Source organism: Candidatus Kryptoniota bacterium, from assembly GCA_036567965.1.
Classification (GTDB): Bacteria; Bacteroidota; Ignavibacteria; order Kryptoniales; family JAKASW01; genus JAKASW01.
The window spans coordinates 76559-97706 of the sequence record DATCTN010000007.1; the positions used below are offsets into that span (position 1 = coordinate 76559).

The 21148-nt window shown below is 50.5% G+C and carries 23 protein-coding genes and 1 other RNA gene; 15 read left to right on the forward strand and 9 right to left on the reverse strand.

All coding sequences use genetic code 11. From position 1 onward, the window contains the following. Positions 1 to 9: 9 nt before the first annotated feature. From VIS48_01950 to VIS48_01985, 8 genes are all read right to left on the reverse strand, one after another. Complete coding sequence (locus tag VIS48_01950) at positions 10 to 1170, reverse strand: aminotransferase class I/II-fold pyridoxal phosphate-dependent enzyme (protein HEY9164904.1); 1161 nt, start codon at positions 1168 to 1170, stop codon at positions 10 to 12. After that, positions 1167 to 1889 carry a pyridoxine 5'-phosphate synthase gene (locus VIS48_01955; protein HEY9164905.1) on the reverse strand — a complete coding sequence of 241 codons (723 nt, stop codon included), beginning with the start codon at positions 1887 to 1889 and terminating at the stop codon, positions 1167 to 1169. The genes VIS48_01950 and VIS48_01955 overlap by 4 nt, the downstream gene beginning before the upstream one ends. Then, entirely contained in the window at positions 1886 to 2638 is a 753-nt protein-coding gene (gene rlmB, locus VIS48_01960) for a 23S rRNA (guanosine(2251)-2'-O)-methyltransferase RlmB (GenBank protein HEY9164906.1), read from the reverse strand. Before rlmB ends, VIS48_01955 begins: the two co-directional genes overlap by 4 nt. A gap of 85 nt (positions 2639 to 2723) precedes the next feature. Then, the gene (locus VIS48_01965) at positions 2724 to 2966 is read right to left on the reverse strand and encodes a glutaredoxin family protein (GenBank protein ID HEY9164907.1); all 243 of its coding nucleotides are present in this window, start codon (positions 2964 to 2966) and stop codon (positions 2724 to 2726) included. Then, entirely contained in the window at positions 2963 to 3784 is an 822-nt protein-coding gene (locus tag VIS48_01970) for a prolipoprotein diacylglyceryl transferase (GenBank protein ID HEY9164908.1), read from the reverse strand. Before VIS48_01970 ends, VIS48_01965 begins: the two co-directional genes overlap by 4 nt. A gap of 4 nt (positions 3785 to 3788) precedes the next feature. Next, positions 3789 to 4229: a hypothetical protein gene (locus VIS48_01975; GenBank protein ID HEY9164909.1), complete on the reverse strand. Its 441-nt coding sequence runs from the start codon at positions 4227 to 4229 to the stop codon at positions 3789 to 3791. A gap of 3 nt (positions 4230 to 4232) precedes the next feature. Further along, positions 4233 to 4703 carry a PTS sugar transporter subunit IIA gene (locus VIS48_01980; GenBank protein ID HEY9164910.1) on the reverse strand — a complete coding sequence of 157 codons (471 nt, stop codon included), beginning with the start codon at positions 4701 to 4703 and terminating at the stop codon, positions 4233 to 4235. A 103-nt stretch (positions 4704 to 4806) separates the two neighbouring features. Continuing rightward, a complete protein-coding gene (locus VIS48_01985; GenBank protein HEY9164911.1) occupies positions 4807 to 7359 on the reverse strand; it encodes a sugar phosphate nucleotidyltransferase in 2553 nt (850 codons plus the stop codon). Between the two features lie 240 nt (positions 7360 to 7599). Between VIS48_01985 and pyrR the strand changes: the two genes are divergently transcribed. From pyrR to VIS48_02000, 3 genes are read left to right on the forward strand one after another with little or no spacing between them, the layout of a single operon-like run. Further along, a complete protein-coding gene (pyrR, locus tag VIS48_01990) occupies positions 7600 to 8172 on the forward strand; it encodes a bifunctional pyr operon transcriptional regulator/uracil phosphoribosyltransferase PyrR (GenBank protein ID HEY9164912.1) in 573 nt (190 codons plus the stop codon). Further along, positions 8156 to 9079 carry an aspartate carbamoyltransferase catalytic subunit gene (locus VIS48_01995; protein ID HEY9164913.1) on the forward strand — a complete coding sequence of 308 codons (924 nt, stop codon included), beginning with the start codon at positions 8156 to 8158 and terminating at the stop codon, positions 9077 to 9079. Before pyrR ends, VIS48_01995 begins: the two co-directional genes overlap by 17 nt. Beyond that, entirely contained in the window at positions 9076 to 10362 is a 1287-nt protein-coding gene (locus tag VIS48_02000; protein ID HEY9164914.1) for a dihydroorotase, read from the forward strand. Before VIS48_01995 ends, VIS48_02000 begins: the two co-directional genes overlap by 4 nt. Positions 10363 to 10464: 102 nt before the next feature. Here the strand turns inward: VIS48_02000 and aat are convergent, their stop codons facing one another. Next, positions 10465 to 11037, reverse strand: coding sequence for a leucyl/phenylalanyl-tRNA--protein transferase (aat, locus tag VIS48_02005; protein ID HEY9164915.1), 573 nt, complete (start codon positions 11035 to 11037; stop codon positions 10465 to 10467). Positions 11038 to 11422: 385 nt separating this feature from the next. Here aat and VIS48_02010 point away from each other — a divergent pair, with 385 nt between their 5' ends. From VIS48_02010 to VIS48_02065, 12 genes are all read left to right on the forward strand, one after another. Further along, complete coding sequence (locus tag VIS48_02010) at positions 11423 to 12523, forward strand: Nif3-like dinuclear metal center hexameric protein (GenBank protein ID HEY9164916.1); 1101 nt, start codon at positions 11423 to 11425, stop codon at positions 12521 to 12523. 18 nt (positions 12524 to 12541) lie between these two features. Further along, complete coding sequence (locus VIS48_02015) at positions 12542 to 13282, forward strand: C4-type zinc ribbon domain-containing protein (GenBank protein HEY9164917.1); 741 nt, start codon at positions 12542 to 12544, stop codon at positions 13280 to 13282. Beyond that, entirely contained in the window at positions 13279 to 13689 is a 411-nt protein-coding gene (locus VIS48_02020; GenBank protein ID HEY9164918.1) for a ribonuclease HI family protein, read from the forward strand. The genes VIS48_02015 and VIS48_02020 overlap by 4 nt, the downstream gene beginning before the upstream one ends. Continuing rightward, positions 13683 to 14084, forward strand: an RNA gene (gene rnpB, locus VIS48_02025) — RNase P RNA component class A. Before VIS48_02020 ends, rnpB begins: the two co-directional genes overlap by 7 nt. Positions 14085 to 14112: 28 nt before the next feature. Continuing rightward, entirely contained in the window at positions 14113 to 15801 is a 1689-nt protein-coding gene (gene recJ / locus VIS48_02030) for a single-stranded-DNA-specific exonuclease RecJ (GenBank protein HEY9164919.1), read from the forward strand. A gap of 19 nt (positions 15802 to 15820) precedes the next feature. Then, on the forward strand, positions 15821 to 16570 hold the full coding sequence (locus VIS48_02035) for a YebC/PmpR family DNA-binding transcriptional regulator (GenBank protein HEY9164920.1): 750 nt from the start codon (positions 15821 to 15823) through the stop codon (positions 16568 to 16570). Beyond that, the gene (gene ruvC, locus VIS48_02040) at positions 16567 to 17121 is read left to right on the forward strand and encodes a crossover junction endodeoxyribonuclease RuvC (GenBank protein HEY9164921.1); all 555 of its coding nucleotides are present in this window, start codon (positions 16567 to 16569) and stop codon (positions 17119 to 17121) included. Before VIS48_02035 ends, ruvC begins: the two co-directional genes overlap by 4 nt. Beyond that, positions 17122 to 17718 carry a Holliday junction branch migration protein RuvA gene (gene ruvA, locus VIS48_02045; GenBank protein ID HEY9164922.1) on the forward strand — a complete coding sequence of 199 codons (597 nt, stop codon included), beginning with the start codon at positions 17122 to 17124 and terminating at the stop codon, positions 17716 to 17718. A gap of 251 nt (positions 17719 to 17969) precedes the next feature. After that, positions 17970 to 19106 (forward strand): alanine racemase, encoded by a 1137-nt coding sequence (alr, locus tag VIS48_02050; protein ID HEY9164923.1) that lies wholly within the window; start codon positions 17970 to 17972, stop codon positions 19104 to 19106. Continuing rightward, positions 19103 to 20182, forward strand: coding sequence for a mannose-1-phosphate guanylyltransferase (locus tag VIS48_02055; GenBank protein HEY9164924.1), 1080 nt, complete (start codon positions 19103 to 19105; stop codon positions 20180 to 20182). Before alr ends, VIS48_02055 begins: the two co-directional genes overlap by 4 nt. Continuing rightward, complete coding sequence (locus VIS48_02060; GenBank protein ID HEY9164925.1) at positions 20179 to 20622, forward strand: septal ring lytic transglycosylase RlpA family protein; 444 nt, start codon at positions 20179 to 20181, stop codon at positions 20620 to 20622. The genes VIS48_02055 and VIS48_02060 overlap by 4 nt, the downstream gene beginning before the upstream one ends. Before the next feature lie 3 nt (positions 20623 to 20625). Then, on the forward strand, positions 20626 to 21144 hold the full coding sequence (locus tag VIS48_02065) for a hypothetical protein (GenBank protein HEY9164926.1): 519 nt from the start codon (positions 20626 to 20628) through the stop codon (positions 21142 to 21144). Positions 21145 to 21148: the final 4 nt, after the last annotated feature.

Consider the following 21148-nt stretch of genomic DNA (forward strand, 5'->3'; position numbering starts at 1 on the left):
CAGTAAGAATCAAATCTTCGAAAGAGCGTTTTTGAAATCCTGAATGAGATCGTCGACGTCCTCCAAACCGATAGAGACCCTCACCATACCTTCACTGACGTTGGCGGCTGCCAGTTCCTCAGGGCCCATCTTGATGTGACTTGTAAGGACGGGGATGCTCACAAGAGTTTCCACACCCCCGAGACTCGTCGCGTTCAGTGCCAGCCCGAGTGAATCGCAGAATATCTTGGCCACATCGAGATTATCCAGTTCGATGCAGAGAACTCCGCCGAACCCGCTCATCTGTTTGCGGGCGATCTTATAACTTTTAGAAGAGGGAAGCCCCGGATAGTACACCTTTTTGACCTTCTTCTGCCTGTTAAAGAATTCTGCAATCCTTTGGGCTGATCGATTCTGTTTCTCGACTCTCGGCTGGAGCGTTTTCAAGCTTCGATCGATCATGTATGCGTCGATCGGGTTCACGCATCCGCCGAACATTTTCATCGCGTCCCGAATCCTGGAAATCAGTTCCTTCGACCCGATTGCCGCGCCCGCCATTACATCGCTGTGGCCGCCGATGTATTTTGTGGCGCTGTGTATGACAACATCTACTCCGAAGTCTATTGGATTTTGGTTGATGGGAGACGCGAATGTATTATCTATCATGGTTATGGCTTCCGATTTACGCGCCATCTTTACTGTCCGTTCAATAGATACACATTCGGAGGTGGGGTTGATGGGCGTTTCAAAGTAGATGATCTTTGTCCGGCTGTCCAAGTTCTTAGGGTCGTATAGTCCGGCTTCATCGACGAACTTCACATTGATTCCGAATTTCGGGGCGACATCGCGTAGAAATCTGTAGGCGGTACCGTAGAGTCGCCTGAAAGCGACAATGTTGTCTCCCTTCTCCACAAACGCAAGGATCGCAGTGGTTATCGCTGCCATGCCGCTAGAGAACAATATCGAGTCTTCACCATTCTCCAGGAGCGCGAGTTTTTCCTCCACGTTTCGAATCGTCGGATTTGAATATCGCGTGTACATGAAGAACTCTTCTTCGCCACGGATATACTTGTAGTAGTCATCACTTTTCTCCACGGCGAATGTTGTGCTCTGGTAAATCGGAAAATTTGCTCCCCGGTAAGAAATATCGGGTCTTCCATGGATCGATATTGTCGATTTGCCTTTCTTCAACGTTCACTCTCCCGTAGTATCTGCATCATTTCCTTTACCGCTCGCTCCATACCGACTAGAAGAGCACGACAGATGAGCGCGTGCCCGATGCTGAATTCCTCGATTTCCTCGACCGAGGCAACTTCCGCGAGGTTCTTGTAATCGAGCCCGTGTCCCGCATTGACCATTAATCCTTTCTTTCGCGCGGACTTGGCTGCCTTCTTTAGGCGTTCGAGCTGATCTCTTTTTCTCGGGCCTTTTGAATTAGCGTACTCGCCGGTGTGGAGCTCAACGAAATCGGCGCCGGCCTTCCTCGACGCGGTCACCTGCGCCTCGTCTGGCGCAATGAATAGACTGACCAGAATATCCTTGGCGTGGAATCGCGTGATCACGTTTTTCAGATGAGAATATTGCGAGACCACATCGAGGCCGCCTTCGGTGGTCAGCTCTGCGCGCCGCTCGGGCACAAGTGTGACCAGATCTGGGATGACATTCAGGGCGACCCCGACGATCTCATCAGTTGCGGCCATCTCCAGATCAAGTTTCGTGGTAAGAACTTTGCGTAACAGATAGACATCGTTATCCTGAATATGCCGCCTGTCTTCACGTAAATGGCAGACTATCCCGTCCGCGCCCGCAACTTCAGCGATAAGTGCTGCACTTACCGGATCGGGAGAGCGTTCTCCCCGAGCCTGCCGCAGAGTCGCGACATGGTCAATGTTTACTGAAAGTCTCTTCATACCTGACCTCCTCTTTGGCGCATGATCTCGTAGCAGATGATACCAGTGGCTACCGACACATTCAACGAATCCATTCTCCCGGCTTGCGGAATCGAAAATGTAAAATCAGATTTGTCCCGTAGCAGCTTTCGAACTCCGCTCCCTTCATTTCCCAGGAGGACGGCGAGCGGTAGCTTTAGATCAAGTTCCCGGATCGTCACCGGCGACTTCACAACGCTCGTCGCGATCCAGAAGCCTTTTTCTTTGAGATAAGTCATCGTTTGGTGCAGGTTGCTTTCGCGGGCGATCTTGATATGAAATGCTCCGCCTGCCGACGCTTTGACTGCGGTTTCGTTCAAAGGGGCCTGGCCTTCTCTTGAAATCACGACTCCGTCGATTCCGAAGAAGGAGGCGGTTCTCAAAATCGCACCGAAATTTTGAGGGTCCTGGATCCGGTCGAGCAACAGCAGAAATGGGTATTTCTTCTTAAGACTTACTTCGACAATTTCAGACAGATCGAAGTATTTGATCTGGCTTACCGAAGCTACTATTCCCTGGGGCGATTCGTTTACCTGGAGGCCGGATGTCAGCTCTGCAAATTGTTTTGAATCGACTTTTGAAATCGGGACGCCGGCCCGTTTTGCCATTGAGTAAATCTCGTTGAGACTGCCTCCATGCGCGGAATAAAGTATATAAATCTTTGAAATGTTTGATCCCGACCGGAGCGCCTCTGCTACGGCATTCCTTCCTACAATTCTCTCGTCAGCCACTTCGGATTCTCAATTTCTGATTTTTGATGAAAACGTTCGGGATGTCACCTAATGTGACAGGCTCGGGTCACGCGAAGGGATCTTCTCATTGATATTCGGAAAGCTTCTTCAGGAATGCGGCCTCATCCAGTTTGAACTCAAATACGATTCTGTCGTTTATGAAGACCACAGGGACTTTGTGACCAAACCGTTCGAACAAATCTGTATTATTTTCCAGAGTTATTCTCTCCAGGAAAAATTTCTTCTCTTTTTTCAGACGCTCCAGAATGATTTCAGCTTCGTCACAAAGACTGCATTCTTCCTTCTTGTAAAGGAGCACTTTTGTCATCGAGCAGCGGGCTGTGACTTATGATTGTAGTGAACCATCCCGGCGATGCCGAAAAGTATCATGACTATCGAACCGATCTGCGCCTCGCTGAGCCCCAGAAGCAGCCGCGGATTGATGCGGATAAACTCTACCAGAAACCGCTCAATGCCCGCAAGAAAAAGATATATCATGAACAGCATGCCATTGGGCCTGGCATTCTTCCTCAGCTTCCAGAGCACAAAGAATATCAGAACGCATGCAAGGAATTCATAAACAGGAGTCGGATGAAGCGGCGTATTGTCGGGTACGATCCCGTGAGGATATTTGGACGCGATCTCCGGAAAATCGCGGAAGGCCACCGAGGGAGGGACTATTCCTTTTGAGTAGTCTACTCCCCACGGAAGATTTGTCGGAATTCCGTAGTCCCCGTCGCCGGAGAAGTGACACCCGAGTCGCGCGATACCGTAACCAAGCGTGAGGGCGGGAACAAGACCGTCGGCAACCTTCATGAAAGAATACTTCTTCCTCCGTACGTCCAGGTAAATCGCCAGAGTCGCAAGAACAAACCCGCCGTACCATGTCAGTCCGCCCGGCGAGAAAGCCATGCCGACCGGGTCACGCAGAAAGTCCCCCCAGTTTTCAACAAGCGACAGGATCTTCGAGCCGGCAATACCGAATAGAACGCAGAGTATAGTTATCTCATTTGCAAAATTCGGATCGAGACCTTTGCGCGTGAATTCCTTGACAGCTACATAATTCGCGGCAAGGAAACCGATGCCCATCATGAGCCCGTAGCTGTAAACGTTGAAAGGACCGAGCTTGAAAAGTATCGGACACATTAAGTCAGTTCTCCGCCACTGCCGCCCACTCGATCGGGTTTGTCAAAATTTCGATGAACTTGCCCTGTCGCGTTCCCCGCAGTACCTTTATGTTTTTCTTTATCGAGAGTTTGAATTGATTAACTTGTTTTCCTCGTCTATCGATGAATAGTGTGTACTCTCCCGGCTCGAGATCCTCCATGTCGCATCTGCAGACAGCCGGCCCCGGGCGGGGGAAGTCTGTCAACGGGGTTCTCAGGCCGACGATTTTGAAATAGATCTTGTCGGCCTCCCTTCGGCTTTCGACGACCAGGTCATACACAAAATTACGGAATTCCTCCGAAGTCCTGAAATGAAACGCCACGCCGGAGCGCTTTGCTATAGGGTTGCTGAAATGCTCCACGAGAAGCCGGTACTCGATACCTGCATTTGCCTGATATGGCTTCGGCGACTTTTTCTTTGCCATCGGTCAGATATCGAAGTAGCTTGTCTCTTCCTCTTTGAAGAGTTGAACTATTTCCACGGGGTTTTTTGCGCTCAGTAGTTTCTTCCTGAAATCGTCTTTGTTCATAAGCCTGGAGATACGGCTGAGAAGTTTTATGTGTGGCCCGACCATGTTATCCCTCCCCACGAGAAGGAAGAGCAGTCGGACCGGCTCACCGTCAAGGGACTGAAAGTCGACAGGCTCACTTGTTACCGCAAACGCAGCGACTATATCGTTTACTGCATCGGTCTTGCCATGCGGAATCGCGAATCCCTTCCCGACGCCTGTCGACATGATTTTCTCGCGCTCGAAAATTGCGTCGCGCACTTTATCGAGGTCTTTTATCTTTTTCGAACCCCTGAGAAGATCTATGATCGAATTAAGTACTTCTTCCTTGGACTTGCCGGGCAGTCTAGTCGAGACAAACTCTTCCTGTAATATGTCGCTAATTTTCATTTCCGGGTTACGTTCCTTTCATTGTACAAACCTTGGTGGAATCTCAGAAACATTTACCATGCCGGCGGGAGCGCGGTGCAGCAATCTGCCGCTGATCGAAGTCTCACTTAGACTCCTCCTTGCCGCCCTCAGCCCAACCTGAAAGCCATTTCAGAATCTTTGATTCGAAGCTATCCAGCACTGTTTGTGCGGTTTCTATGTTCTCCGACTCGGCATTTATGTGGAACAGAGCCCGCTCCTTGTCAGGAAGGAGATGGATCCATGTTCCGTCGTCGAAGTGAACCTTGATGCCGTCGAGAGTCTCTCGATTTTCGTTCTTGGTAATGTCGATGAGTTTCCGCATGATGCTCCCTTTTGCACTCCACGGGCAATCGACGTTCTTCTTGATCATGTGTAGTCTGGGCACCATCGCGTCGAGCTGAGAGAGACTCAAGCCCGACTTTGCGCTCATCTCCATGATCTTCGCCACTGAAAACATTGCATCGCTGGCAAACATGAACTTTGGGAAAATGAATCCACCCTTAGTACCTCCTACGAAATCAAATCCTCCTTCGTAGGCGGCGTTCATGAGCGCCTGGTGTGAGGCCTTCGTGCGGACAACTTCGACGCCGCATTCCTCCGCGATGAGGTCAATTTCACGCGAAGCGGAGAAGGGAACCGCGATGCGCTTTGCGGTAGGCTCAACTATAGTGAAGAGCTTCGTAATGAGCGAAAGGAGCCGATCCTCTTCGATGAAGCTCCCGTGTTCGTCCACGGCGAACAATTTTTCAGAGCCCGCATCGAACATGAATCCATAATCGTAATTGAGAGACCTGACGATGTCTCCTAACTGCTTCAAATCACTGTCTAGCTGCTTTTGAGATCTCGTAAGCCTCTTCGGATCGAGATAAGCGTTCAGCGCCACGACCCGTGCATTGAGCGAGCCGACGATGGTAGGAAACAAAGTAGAAGCAACGCCATGCGCGTAGTCGATGACAACGTTGAACTTTCTTGCTCTGATCTTCTCGATCTCGAGTGATTTTATGAAGTCTTCCCTATAACTTTCATTCGTCCTTTCAGGGAAAAAGATGTCTCCAACCTGATCGTGAGGTGCTCTTGCAAATTCCTCACCATAAAACAATCTCTCAACTGCCTTCACCTTGCTGATGGAGAGATCGCGCCCGTCACCGTCGAAGAATATTATGTCCGTGAGATCGGAATCGAACGGGCTCTTCCTCACATGAATTCCGCCGGCAGAGCGGCCGCTCCTGAGTTCGTGACGGACTATCGGGATCGGCTCGCTTCTCAGGTCGTACACATTCGCACCGGCCGACATGAATCCGACTATCATGGCACGATTTATCATTCGACTGACTGTATCTGAGTCCCTGCTGCAGACGACATACTTGCCTGGGCCTAACAGGGAACCGAAGGCGGCACCGAGCTTCGACGCAAATTCTGGATGCATCTCTATGTTCGATGTCCCGGTCACGCGAGCGTCGCTGAATATTGCAGAGAGCCATTTGTCTTCCCAGACAAGACTCCTCGACAGGGTCGCGCCTGCATCTACAACCTTCTTCGGCCACAATTTCACATTGGGACGGATATGAGCGCGTCGTCCGATAATACAGTCGTCGCTAATGAAAACATTCTCTTCTATCGTCACGCGCTCACCGATGATGGTGTTGCTCCCGATTACATCGCCTGTAATTCTCGACCTCTCGCCGACTGTCACACCGTTCCAAAGAATACTTTTTTGAATCACGGAATGAGAATCTATGGTCGAATCGTCTCCTATGACCGTGTCCGAAAGTTCAACCGATTCTCCTATCGTCACGTTTTTCCCGATGACAACTGTGCCCCTGACCACGAGACTTTCGGGGAGCTCGCTTCCTTCGGGCGCCACGATTTTCGATCCGTCTAACGGTATGGACCTTCCTTCGAGCTTAACGGAGACTTTATCGTCGAGGCAGTCGAGATGCGCCTCGACGTACTCGTTCAGGTTTCCGACATCCCTCCAATATCCCTCCGCGGCATATCCGAAGAGAGGCATCTTCTGTTTCAACATTAATGGAAAGAGATCTTTGCTGAAGTCGTACTCTTCCCGGTAAGGTATCATTTCGATTACGTCGGGCTCGACAACGTAGATTCCCGTGTTAACGGTATCGCTGAATACCTCTCCCCAGGTCGGCTTTTCGAGGAAGCGAGCAATCCTTCCCGATTCTTCCGTTATTACCACACCATATTGAAGCGGGTCGCTCACTCTTGTGAGCACCAGGGTAGCCTTCGACTTCTTTGTCTCATGGAACTTCACGGCCGCTGTGAGATCGCAATCCGTCAGAACGTCTCCGCTTATTACGAGAGTTCGCGATCCACGAAACAGATCGTAAGCGTTTCGGACACTACCTGCCGTACCGTAGTCCGCTTCGGCTTTCATGTACTGGATTGACGCCCCGAATTGGCTGCCGTCTTTGAGAAAATTTCTGATGACGTTTGGATGATAAAAAACCAGAACGACGATGTCCTTTATTCCGTGTTTGACGAGCAAGTGCACGATGTGTTCAATCATAGGTTTATTCATGATCGGTACCATCGGTTTCGGGATCTTGCTCGTCAGCGGGCGGAGACGCGTACCGAATCCGCCTGCCATGATCACGCCTTTTAACATTCGACTCATCGCTCCATGATGAAAAATCTGTGAAATATAAACGTCGTAGCGCGCAAAATCAAGGAAACAGCGGCAGGTGAACCGCCTAACATGAAGTCCTGCCGTGCCTTGCGTCTGCATTTGTATAATGATCGCGATTCTGTTAAGTTCTTTCAGCCTTTAATTCCATCCAGTGAGGTGGATAAGGCCCTGCCACAATTCCATCACCTCACGCTTAAAGGCCCTTCGTTCAACTCATAAGGAGTGAAGATGAGAGTCACCTCAAAAGTCGCAGATGCTCAACAACTTGGCAGAACGATCACGCGTCTGGCTCACGAAATAATCGAGCACAATAAAGGTGCTGCAAATGTCTGTGTGATCGGTATAAAAACCCGCGGCGATATTCTTGCGAAGAGAATGGCGGAGAAGATTTCTGAAATTGAAAAGATCGAAGTCCCGCTCGGGACTCTGGATATTACGCTCTACCGGGACGACGTCCGCCAGAAACTAAAGCTGCCGGAGTTGAAACGAACTGAAGTGCCCTTTGATATCACGGACAAGAATGTGGTTCTGGTGGACGATGTGCTTTTTACGGGTAGGACGATCAGGTCCGCACTCGACGCGCTGATAGATATCGGCAGGCCGAACACGATCCAGCTCGCTGTCCTTGTCGACAGGGGACACAGAGAGCTTCCGATAAGCGCCGATTATGTGGGGAAGAATTTGCCTACTGCAATTAACGAATCGGTCGTTGTCCATTTGTCGGAAATTGATGGAAGCGACGAGATTCTCCTGCTATCTGACAGAATTAGTTCGGGAGAGGAAAATGCCGCAAGGAATTAAGAATCTGCTGGGTCTTCGAGACCTGCCCGTGGAATCCATAGTTGAGATACTTGACACAGCCAGAAGTTTTCGGGAAGTGCTCGAAAGACCAATAAAGAAAGTCCCGACATTGCAGGGCACAACCGTTGTGAATCTATTCTTCGAGAACTCTACCAGGACGAGAATTTCATTTGAGCTTGCTGAAAGAAGACTGAGTGCCGACGTCGTAAACTTCACCTCCAGCGCCAGCAGCGTTTCCAAGGGCGAGACATTGAAGGACACAGCGAGGAATATTGAAGCCATGAAGACAGACATCGTAGTGATACGACATTCTTCGACAGGGGCGCCTCATTTTCTCTCGCGACTGTTGAAATCTCCGGTTATCAATGCGGGCGATGGGATAAATGAGCACCCGACGCAAGGACTCCTCGACATGTTCACGATGCGTGAAAAGTTCGGCGACCTTAAAGACTTACACGTCTGTATCGTGGGGGACATCGCTCATAGCAGGGTTGCGAGGTCGAACATTTTCGGTCTGACCAAGATGGGTGCCCAGGTCGCCGTCTGTGGTCCGAAGACGCTCATACCATGCTACCTCGACAGACTCGGAGTCAAGACTTTCTATAACATCGACGAGGCACTTGCATGGGCAGATGTGCTGAACGTTTTGAGAATTCAGCTTGAGAGAGAAGCGGGAGGCGACTTCCCATCGATACGAGAGTACAGGCTCTACTGGGGAATCAATCGTAATCGACTGAAAGCCGCGGGGAAGCAGATCGTCATCATGCACCCGGGCCCCATAAACCGCGGAGTCGAGCTTGACGCTGAGATTGCGGACGGCGACACATCGCTCATTCTCGACCAGGTCACCAACGGCGTTGCGATAAGAATGGCAGTCCTTTATTTGACAGGAGTAAAACCTTCATGAAAATTCTGCTGAAGAATGCCAGGGTAATCGATCCCTCGAGCAACATGGACGGAGTATTCGATATCTTCATCGTCGACGGGACCATTCAGGAAATCGGAGCTTCGCTTGGCGGTAATCCTGTGAACTATGATATCAATCTCAAAGGAAAATTCGTGACTCCGGGTTTGTTCGATATGCACACTCATCTGAGAGAACCGGGATTCGAGTATAAAGAGGACATAATGTCCGGAACTGCCGCCGCTGCCGAAGGAGGGTTCACCGCGATTGCGGCCATGGCGAACACCGATCCAGTGGTCGACTCGGCTGATGTAGTCAAATACGTAATCGAGAGCTCGAAGCGATTCGGGTTAGTCAACGTTTACCAGATTGCCGCGATCACCGAAGGAAGAAAGGGACAGCGGCTTTCGGAAATGAAAGATCTCAAGGAAGCGGGAGCGATCGCATTCAGCGACGATGGGTCCGCGGTTGCGAATTCCCACGTCATGAGACTCGCGCTTGAATACACTTCGATGCTTGGGATGACATTGATTCAACATTGCGAGGACCACGATCTCACCGGGTCAGGTTCGGCAAATGAGAGTGCAGAGACGATAAGTTACGGTCTCAAAACACAGCACCGGCTGGCTGAAGAACTTATTCTTCAGCGGGATATCAAGCTCCTTGAAGCCTTCGGAGGGAAATACCACGCCACACATCTTTCGACTGCAGGCTCCGTGAAGGCGGTGGCTGACGCGAAGAAAAAGGGATTACCTATTACCTGCGACGTCACGCCTCATCATCTTTTTCTGGACGATTCGGTTCTTTCTACATACGATTCGGACTACAAAGTAAATCCGCCATTGAGAACCGTGGAAGACAGGGATGCCCTCGTGGCCGCTCTGAAAGATGGAACGGTCGACGCGATCGCCAGCGATCACGCACCGCATGGTCTCCATGAGAAAGAAGTAGAATTTGACACCGCGCCGTACGGCATGATCGGACTTGAGACTACCCTCGGCGCGGTTATGACAAAACTGTACCACGAAAAAATTCTTCGTATGGAGGAAATAGTACGACTCCTTTCGAGTCAGCCGAGAAAAATACTCGGCTTACCAATACCGGGGTTTTCTCGCGGTAGCAGGGCTGACATGACAATAATCGATCCGGAGTATGAGTGGGTCGTTGATCCTGAGAAGTTCAAGTCAAAGAGCAGGAACACCGGATTTAAAGGCTGGCACTTCAAAGGCAGCGCCGTCGGCATCATAAACGGCGACAAGTTTTATCTCTCAGACAGGTTGACGTAGTGTGCCGCAGATGCCATTGAGTGACTGAAGAAGCCGCAGCTTTTGTCCCCCAATCAAGTCGGGCTGCCTACTGATTTGAATCTCTAGTTCCATCTACCTGACTCAGTCAACAAATTTAGCCACATGTCTCATCGCACTACTAAGAAGGCCCAGATACTCTTTCCTTGGTATCTCAACTGAACCGAAAGTACGCAAATGGGGTGTGGTATACTGGACGTCAAGCAGAGTGAATCCTCTTTCTACAAGATGTTTGATGAGGAAGGCGAGAGCCACTTTCGAGCCGCCGGTCTTTAGGCTAAACATCGATTCGCCGAAGAAAGCAGAGCCAAGTGCGACACCGTACAGTCCGCCTACGACTCCAGATGAGTCAACGCTTTCAACACTGTGTGCGAGACCAAGTCGTCGCAGCTCAAGGTAGCTTTCAATGATCTCGTCAGTGATCCAGGTTTCACTTCTCCTTGCACAGCTTCTGATGACAGTCTCAAACGCTGAGTCGATTCTTATCTCGAATTGATTCGTTCGGATGATCTGTTTTGTGGATCGAGGAATGTTGTACTTATCCAACGGAATGATAGTCCTTGGATCGGGTGAGTGCCAGGATATGACATTGCCCTCCTCGCCCATCGGAAAGTAGCCCGTAGAATAAGCCTTGATGAGGACAGAAGAAGGGATCATCTCAGTTGGGCCGCAGATAATCTGACGACCAATTCACTTCTGTAGATTCTGTTTGCTCCGTACAGGAACCGTTGCGGGACTTGGCAGCATTTTCCGTATCGGCGAATGTTGGATGGAACGCTAGATTCATCACGACATGAATTTTATTCTGAAATGATTCAAAATGCAAAGGTTTTGGAATCGGCTTCCAGGAAAACGGCCACCGCGCGAATCTTGCATTTGTTGCGGGTGTTAGATATATTTTTTTACAGATAATTCGGACAAATGTTGAAGAGAAGAAACGAGATTCTGATCAGGAAGTTTTTGAAACTAAATCAGAGCTTCGGTAAGAATAAATGAAGTGTTCCAATGAGAAGCGGAACACTTTTTTTTTGCTTTATTTTAGATGAACCTGCGCGACGTCATTAAAACGATTAGTGAAAAGTTTCCGATAGAGTTGGTCAGCGAGAATGACAATGTTGGACTGATATGTGGGGATTATGAAGATGAATGCAGCAAGATGACGGTAGCGTACGAGCTGAATGACAGAACACTCAAGGAGGCCGGGGACCTTGGTTCCAACCTCGTGGTTACCTACCACACACCGATTTTCAAGCCTGTCAGGAATCTAACATCATCGCGAGAGAACTTTAATCCGGTTCTTCGAGCGGCTCGGATGAGTATCAATGTCTTCACAATCCACACTGCACTCGATGTGATGCACGGCGGCATCAATTGGGACTTTGCGGAAAGATTTGGATTCAAAGACACCAAATTTCTTTCTCCGTTGAGGTCGACGCTATACAAACTTGTCGTTTTCGTTCCAGCTTCCCATCTGGAAAGCGTTCGTAAAGCGATTTCGTTGAGCGGTGGCGGTAGAATTGGTGACTATTCTGAGTGCTCGTTCGACGTGGCGGGTAATGGAACATTTATTCCTGGTTCAGCTTCTAATCCGTTTGTCGGCACGCGCGGCAAGAGAGAAAGTGTTGAAGAGGAGCGCGTCGAGGTGGTTGTTGAGAAGCAATTCCTTGGACGCGTGATAAAAGGGATGGTGGACGCACATCCGTACGAAGAAGTCGCGTACGATGTGTATCCGCTTGTCAACGAATCGCCAAATTACGGCTACGGCATCGTGGGCAATCTCGAGCACCCTATGGATGTGAATTTGTTCCTGGGGACGGTGAAACGAATCTTATCGCAACCCTTTGTAAGGGTCTCGCATATGAGTGAGACTGAAGTTACGAGAGTTGCGTTTTGTGCCGGCTCCGGTATGGGATTCTATGGCGACGCGGTAGGAGAAGGCGCCGACATATTTGTTACCGGTGATGTCAGGCACCACGATTTTCGGACTGCGCGGTCAGGCAAGATGGTCCTTGTCGACGCCTCTCATTCAGGTACCGAGAGATACGCGCCTGCATTAATTCAAAAGGCCTTAAAGGAGTTGTTTACAGATAAAGTCGATGTAACGCTGGCACGGAGCCAGGAAGATAACGCTGTAATTGTATAACACATCCAGGAGAATAAGGTGGTAGTCAAGGATAAGCTGAAGACACTCTACCAACTTCAACAGGTTGACCTCAAGCTTGATGGGTTGCTCGAAGAACGAGGGGACCTGCCCGCCGAGGTTGACGAGCTCGACAGAAAGATCTCGACGTTGACGAGTCAGATCAAGGAAAATGAAGATTATCTTAAGAAGGCCGTTGTCAGAAAAAAGGAAATTGACAAAGAACTTGACGAGGTGAGGAAGAGGATTGATAGATACACCGATATGCGGATAAAGGTCAAGACGAACCGCGAATACGATGCTCTGAGCAAGCAGATCGACAACGCGAAAGAGAAGTTGCAGGGCCTTCATAAGGAGTTGGAGGAAATTCAGTCGAAGGAAACCACGTCCGCCCGTGACGTGGAGAAATTGAAACAGGAATTTGATGAAGAGGACAAAGTATACTCGTCAAAAAAAGTAGAGCTCGAAGAGCTCGTGTCATTGACTCACGACGAAGAAAAGAAGTACGTGAAGGAAAGGGAAAAGTTCTTTCAAAAGATAGACAAGCAGACGATCTCCAGGTACGAAATAATAAGGAAGGCCACAAAGGGAAAAGCCATCGTCCCGGTCGTGCGCCGTAACGCATGCGGTGGGTGCTACAATGTTCTGCCTCCGCAGAGGCTCCTCGATTTGCGGCAAATGGAGAAGATTTTTATTTGCGACCACTGCGGCCGGATACTGGTTCCTAACGAGATAGTCGAGGAAACGGCGCGCGATGTATGAAGCTGACCGCAAATATTGACGGAGCGTCGTTCGGTAATCCCGGCAAAAGCGGAATCGGCGTTGTAATTCGGGATCACGCGGGGAAAGTCCTTGTAGAGCATCACGAGCATCTTGGAGAAGGGACGAATAACCGCGCGGAGTATTTTGCGCTCCTGCGTTGCATCGAGATGGCCGAGAAATTTGAAGCCGACGAGTTGGAGATCAGATCGGACAGCCAGCTTGTTGTGTCACAGATGAACGGTCTCTACAAAATTAAGAACCGGGACCTTAAAACGCTGGCAATCAAAATCAGAGAAAAGATCAGGAATTCCAGATTGAAAATAAGATTGACTCATATTCCGAGAGAATTAAACAAAGACGCGGACAAATTGGCGAAGAAAGGTGCCGGACTCGATGTTCAAGAGTGAGCCAGGCAGCCGTTCCGGCTTCGGCCGGAGAGGAAAGTCCGAACTCCGTATGGCAGCAGGCTGGGTAACGCCCAGGCGGGGTGACCCGACGGAAAGTGCAACAGAAAACATACCGCCGATTCCGCCTATGGCGGAAGGTAAGGGTGAAATGGTGGGGCAAGAGCCCACCGTTCCCGGTGGTGACATCGGGATGCACGGCAAACCCCCTGTGGAGCAAGACCAAGTAAGGGAGAATCCCCGGCTCACGCCGGGGGCGAGACGGCCAGCCTCGCTCGACTCCCGGGTAGGTCGCTTAAGTCGCACAGCAATGCGCGACGTAGATAAATGGCTGCCTCTTCCTTCCGCTTCCTGCGGCAGGGAAAAGACAGAATTCGGCTTACCGGCTCACTCTCATTCTATTTCCTCCGGACCGGGAGGAAACTGATGAATTATAACTGGAAACTCCTGGGGCAATCGGACCCGGCAGCGATCTCGGTCCTCGCGAAAGTGTTGGAGGTAAAACCCATCGTAGCCCAGCTCCTCTTGCAGCGCGGCCTCGACACTCCCGAAAAGGCGAGGATGTTCTTCTCTTCTTCATTGAAGGACCAGCATGATTCGTTTCTGATCGACGGAATGGAAAAGGCTGTCCAGCGGGTACTGAACGCGCTTGAACGCAACGAGAAGATACTGATATACGGAGACTACGATGTGGACGGCACCACCGGCGCCGCGCTGCTGTACATGTTCTTCACGAAACTCGGAGCCGATGCGGATTATTACATACCTGATCGGATCAAGGAAGGATATGGAGTAAGCTCCGTAGGAATTGATTTCGCTGTCGCGAACGGTTTCAGCCTCCTCATAACCGTCGACTGTGGAGTAGCTGCGTCGAAGGAAATCGCTTTTGCTTCGTCGAAGGGGATCGACACGATTGTCTGCGACCATCATGAAGTGGAGTCGACACCTCAGGCCCTTGCTGTGCTGGATCCTATCAAGCCCGGATGCAATTATCCGTTCAAGTATCTTTCCGGATGCGGGGTAGCTTACAAGTTTGCCAAAGCTGTTTCAACGAAGCTGGGAAAGAGTGAACTGCCGGATGAGTACCTCGACCTTGTGGCGATAGCCGCGGCGGCAGATGTCGTTCCTCTCGTTGGTGAAAATCGGATATTCGTTCAAGCGGGATTCGAGGGGATCGCCCGCCATCCTCGGGCCGGCATTAAGGCGCTGTTCCAGAGTTCGCGCGTCGATCATAGTAAGCTCACGACTGGCCAGGTTTCTTTCAACATCGCGCCAAGAATAAACGCCGTGGGTAGACTGGGAGATGCCAAGCGGGCAGTTGAGCTTTTAATCACGGATAACGAAGAGGTAGCCGCCGAGTTTGCTCAGGTCCTTGAAAGCGAAAACTCCCACAGGCGCATCATAGACGAGAAGACTTTTGAAGAAGCGAATGAACTTGCGCTCATGCTGATGGCAGGGAGTGACAGGAATTCACTTGTGCTGCACAAGAGCACGTGGCATCCCGGTGTGTTGGGAATTGTCGCATCGAGAATTGTGGAGACATATTACAAGCCCACCGTGATGTTGACTTCAATCGATCAAGAGATCAGGGGAAGCGCGAGGAGCGTGGTCGGTTACGACATGTTTGCGGCACTAAAGGAGTGTTCGGGACTCCTCCTTCAGTTTGGCGGACACAAGTTCGCTGCGGGCCTTGCGATGGCGCCCGAAAATGTTGAAAAGTTCACATCATTGTTCGAGGAGGTGGTGTCGAGAACAATCACTGAGGAGATGAAGACCCCCGTGATTTCCATCGACGCTGATCTCAATCTTAACGATGTCGACGGCAGTTTCATGCGGGCGCTCAAGCTTTTCGAGCCGTTCGGCCCTCACAACTCTAAGCCCGTGTTTCGGACCTCCAACGTGTATCTCAGCGATGCGCGTATAGTCGGGAATTCTCATCTCCGCATGAAGTTGAAATCTGACGGCACGACGTTCGACGCGATAAGGTTCAGAAATGGCACTAACACTCTCAAGCCGGGCACCAGACTCGATGTCGTGTATTCGGTGGATGAAAATCACTATGCGGGCGACGTATATTATCAGTTGCAACTCAAGGATTATAAGAAGTCGGAATAAAGTTTTAGGAGGTTGAATTATGTCCGGTCATAACAAATGGGCGAAGATCAAACACAAGAAGGCTGGAACCGACGCGCAGCGGGGAAAGCTCTTCAGTCGCATCATCAAAGAAATCACGATCGCGGCTCGCAACGGAGGCGGAGACCTAAACGGAAATCCGAGACTGCGGCTCGCGGTTCAAAACGCGAAGAACGCGAATATGCCTGCCGACAATATCAAGCGGGCGATCCAGAGAGGGACAGGTGAGTTGCCGGGAACTGTCTACGAAGAGATTACTTATGAATGTTACGGTCCGGCCGGAGTGGCACTCATGATCGAACTTGTCACGGACAACAAGAACCGTACTGTCGCGGAGCTCCGCCACATACTCGACCGCAACAACGGCAAACTCGCCGAGGCAGGCTCGGTCGCGTGGATGTTCCAGAAGAAAGGAAGCCTGGAAATTCCAAAGAGCACGATCAAGGAAGATGACCTCCTCGCAATCATTCTCGATGCCGGCGCGGATGATATGAAGACAGAGGACGATTATTACGAGGTCACTACTTCTGCCGAGACATTCGATGCGGTTAAAAAGGCGATTGAAGACAAGAGCCTGACCATCTCCAACGCCTCACTACAGCTCCAGCCCCAGAACACTGTGCGCGTCGAGGGTAAGGAAGCCGAGCAGGTACTCAAATTGATGGAAGCGCTTGAAGAACACGAAGATGTCCAGAACGTGTATGCTAATTTCGACATCGACGACAGTGTTCTTGCCCAACTCAATCAATGATCGTCCTGGGCATCGATCCCGGCTCGCGCAAGACCGGATATGCGGTGCTCGATACCGGGCGCAAAATCGGATCGGCTCTTGAGTATGGCACGATCAAACTTACCGATCTAAAGTCTATGCCCGAAAAGCTCGTGAGGATCTTTGAGAGGGTGACCGGTCTCCTGGCGAAATACAGGATCGAATCGGTGGCGGTCGAGGCAGGATTTTACGGCAAGAACGCTCAGAGCGCCTACAAATTGGGATACGCCCGAAGTGCGGCTGTTCTCGCGGCAGCGCTCGGAAGAATTGAGGTCGTGGAGTACTCCCCCCGCAAAGTGAAACAAGCCGTGACCGGAAATGGTGAGGCAAGCAAAACCCAGGTGAAGTTTATGGTGAAAAAACTCCTTGGCTTGAAGAATGACGCACAGATCAAGGAAGACGAAGCCGACGCGTGCGCAGTAGCTATTTGTCATTCGCACACCAGGCGGTCATTGAAACGCGGATACAGGAACTGGAAAGAGTTCGTTGAAGCCAATAAAGACCGAGTCATTCGCACATCAGGACAACGTTAAATGATATATCGACTTACCGGGAAACTTCTTGAAAAAAATCCAACGACGTTTGTCATCGACGTAAACGGGGTAGCTTATGAAGTCAGCGTGCCGATCTCGACGTTTGACAGCTCGGGAAAAGTAAACGAATCCATTTCACTTTATACTGTTCTCGTGCTTAGAGAGAATGACCTCCAGTTGTACGGATTCGCGACCGCAGAAGAACAGACTTTGTTTAAGCTTCTTATAAGCGTGAGCGGTATTGGTCCCAAGACCGGGTTGAGTCTTCTTTCGTCGGCATCTGTCAATGATATCTATGGATTCATATCGACATCCAACACTGCGGCGCTGATGTCTTTGCCGGGAGTTGGAAGGAAGACGGCCGAACGTGTAATACTCGAGTTACGCGATAAGGTCGCTCGGTTGGACGCTGGCCGGCAGGCGGTCGGGATCCCGGGAAATGAGGATGTGCGATCAAGAGCAGCCGATGCCCTCGTAGCACTCGGCTATACCAGGATTCAATGCGAACGCGCTATCAGGGAGGTTCTGAAAAGAGATTCGTCAGCGGGGAACTCGGTGGAAGACCTCGTGCGGGCAGCGCTGAGAGAAGTCAAGTAGCCTGGCTCCCTTCGTTATCCATTAATGACAATCCGTGCCCACTATCTTTTGTATCATTCACCGGAAATCTTGCACGTTACAATGAGGTGATTGTATGCATCTTGATCACTTCTTGAATTTATTTTTCTTCAGCTGACAATTCGATTTCGACAAAATGGTACATGCCGAAAGAAGGCGTAACAGAAGTGGAACACGACGGCACGTTTCATTTTGAAAATTTTTGATCATCAAACTATATTGAATCAATGAGGATGACAAGAGCCGAAGTAGATCTTTCGGCGATCAGTTATAACATAAAGCAGGTTGCCCATCGAGTGGGTGCGAACACGCGAATTTTAGGGGTTATGAAGGCTAACGCGTATGGACACGGATTAGCAGCGGCCTCCCAGGCGGTGCTTGAATCAGGAGCAAGCTATCTCGGCGTCGCGTTCGACGAGGAAGGCATCGACCTGAGAAAACACACTCAAGTACCCATCCTCGTCTTCTCGCCTCCCATTGAGGATTCATTCGAAAGTTATATCCGCTTTGATCTTGATTCGACTTTGACTTCTGTCGTAACTGCGTATTCATTAAACGCGGTAGCCCGGGCGAGCGGGCGCAAGGCGAGAGTCCAGATTAAAGTCGACACGGGAATGGGAAGACTGGGCTTCTTTCCGAAAGAGGCACTCGATGCGGTGCGCGTAATCTCCAGTCTCGATTCGTTGACTCTTGTCGGCGTGTACTCGCATTTCGCAACTTCGGACGAAGCGAACAAGGAGTTCGCCCTGAGACAGCTCACCGCTTTCAGGGGAGTGGTCGCGGGGGTAAAGGACATGGGCCTTGACTCTCTCATCTTTCATATGGCGAACAGCGGGGCAATTCTTGACATGCACGACACCTCCTTCGATATGGTTCGACCGGGGATAATGTCGTACGGATATTACCCGTCGATTGAAACTTCAGAGTCTGTCGACATCAAACCCGCTCTCTCATTGAAGTCGGCGGTTGCGCAGGTGAAGAATTTCCCTGCGGGCGCGAGTGTGAGCTACGGCAGAAGATATTTCACAAAGAAGAACTGCAGAATCGCCGTGATTCCTGTAGGATACGGCGATGGCTTCACTCGGCTTCTTACCGGCAAGGCGAACGTCATTATTAAAGGCAAGAAGTTTCCGGTCGTAGGAACCATTACGATGGACCACGTGATGGTGGACGTAGGTGCAGAGTATGACATACAACCAGGTGACGAAGTAACGCTAATCGGCAGAGATGGAGAAGAGTCGATAACGGCCTGGGACCTTGCGGCCAGCATCGGCACCATTCCGTATGAGATTCTCTGCATGATAAACGGACGTGTGCCTAGAGTATACAATGGCATCGAACCCTCCCATGGCGAGCGTGAGAATCCATGAGGGTTTTTGGAGTGATAATGGCGGGCGGCGTCGGCTCAAGACTGTGGCCGCAAAGCAGACAGGGAAGACCGAAGCAGTTCCAGGTATTATTCGGAGACCGCACGCTGTACCAGCGGACATTCGACAGGTTGACGAGGATTGTCAGTCCCGATAACATTTTCGTCGTGACCAACAAGGCACAGGAAGCCAACGCGGCGGAACAGCTCCCGAACCTTCCGAAGAAGAACCTTATTGTTGAACCTGTCGGGCGGAGCACTGCGCCTTGCATCGCCCTGGCGGCATGCGCGATCTCCTCAGTTACTGAAGACGCGGTAATGATGGTCTTTCCGGCGGATCATCTGATCTCTGGCGAAGATAACTTCGTGGCACAATTGAAGGATGCTGTCCGTCTCGCCCAAAAGCGGCGCGCCCTGGTTACTATCGGCATAAGACCCACATACCCGGAAACAGGATTCGGATACATCCACTATGACGAAAACCGCGATGAAGAGTTGTATCTCCATGGTGGACATTCGGTGATCGCGTTTAAAGAAAAGCCGGACCATGACACGGCGGTGAAATTCCTATCGGAAGGGAATTACCTCTGGAACAGCGGGATGTTTGTCTGGCGTGTCGATGTTATACTCGAAGAGCTCCGCAAGAATCTGGAGGGCTTCTCCGAATTTTTCGAACCTCTCAGGAGAAGTTTCGGCGGACCAGAATTCGGCAAACAGATAGAGAACTTTTATGCGAAGATCAGCTCGATTTCTATCGATTATGCCGTCATGGAGAAAGCGGAAGGTGTCCTTACTCTTCCCGGCAAATTCGGCTGGAGCGACGTCGGTTCATGGGACGAAGTATATAAGTTGAGTAACAAGGATGAAGATGGAAACAGTCTTCATGGTCCGATCCTCAAGATCGGAAGCAGCAACAATCTTGTTTGGGCACAGGAAAAGACATTCGTCCTCGCAGATATTAAAGACTTGATAATCATCGAAACAAAGGATTCCGTACTGATTTGTAAAAGAGGAAGTTCACAGAGCGTCAAGGAAATAGTTGAGATATTGAGGAAGCAGGACAGACAGGATCTGATTTGAAGAAACTGACCGTCGTGACGTCGGTTCTTGTGGCGCTTTCATTGGCAGGGTGCTCTGCCGCGGCAAGGTTTGGCCAACCTTCGGGTCAAACCGAAGTCACCATGTCATCTCCTAGTTCTCCGTCGGGCAGGGCTCTCCTTAGCATCGAGGGTATCGCCTCCTACTATGCCGACGAGTTTAACGCCAGAAAGACGGCAAGTGGAGAAATCTTCGACAAGAATGCTCTCACCGCCGCGCACAGGGAGTTCCCGTTTGGTACGGTGTTGCGTGTGACCAACCTGAGCAACGGTAAGTCTGTCGAGGTTACTGTCAACGACCGCGGTCCGGTTGACAAAACCAGAATCATAGATCTTTCGGAGGGGGCCGCCCGTGCGTTAGATATGATTCAGACCGGAACGACTAAGGTTAGACTCGACGTCCTCAAGTGGGGAGAGAAATAGGTCGTGCAGGAATACTCGTCCGAAGACATACGGAGTATTTTTCGCACGAGTGGGGATTTCAACGAACTGTTCGAGGCGTTCAGATCTGCAATCGAAAAAGGTTTGAATGACCTCGATGCATATCGGGAATTATTCTGGAACCAGACCCTCAAACCGGAAGAGCTTCTTTTCTTCGCGAAGAAACTTGGAGAGGTCTTTCCTGAAATCGGATATGATACATATATCTGGTTGTCTGAGGTGATGAACACGCGCTTCGATACAGAAGACACGCTTGAGCTGGCGTTTCTCTGTTTGAAGAAAGCTTCTGAGTTTAATCCCAAGTCGACCGACCCTTACTTGCTTGCGTGTGAACTATACGATGAGGATCTGAGGATCCCAACACTTCAAAGCATCATGTCGTTTCTCAAAGGAGGTGTCGGGATCGTCGAGAATTCAAAGGTGCTCTGCGGGAGGCTCGCCACTATGTACAAGTCGCTCGGCAACGACGAGATGTTCAGGTATTACAGCGATATGGCTGGCTAGTCAC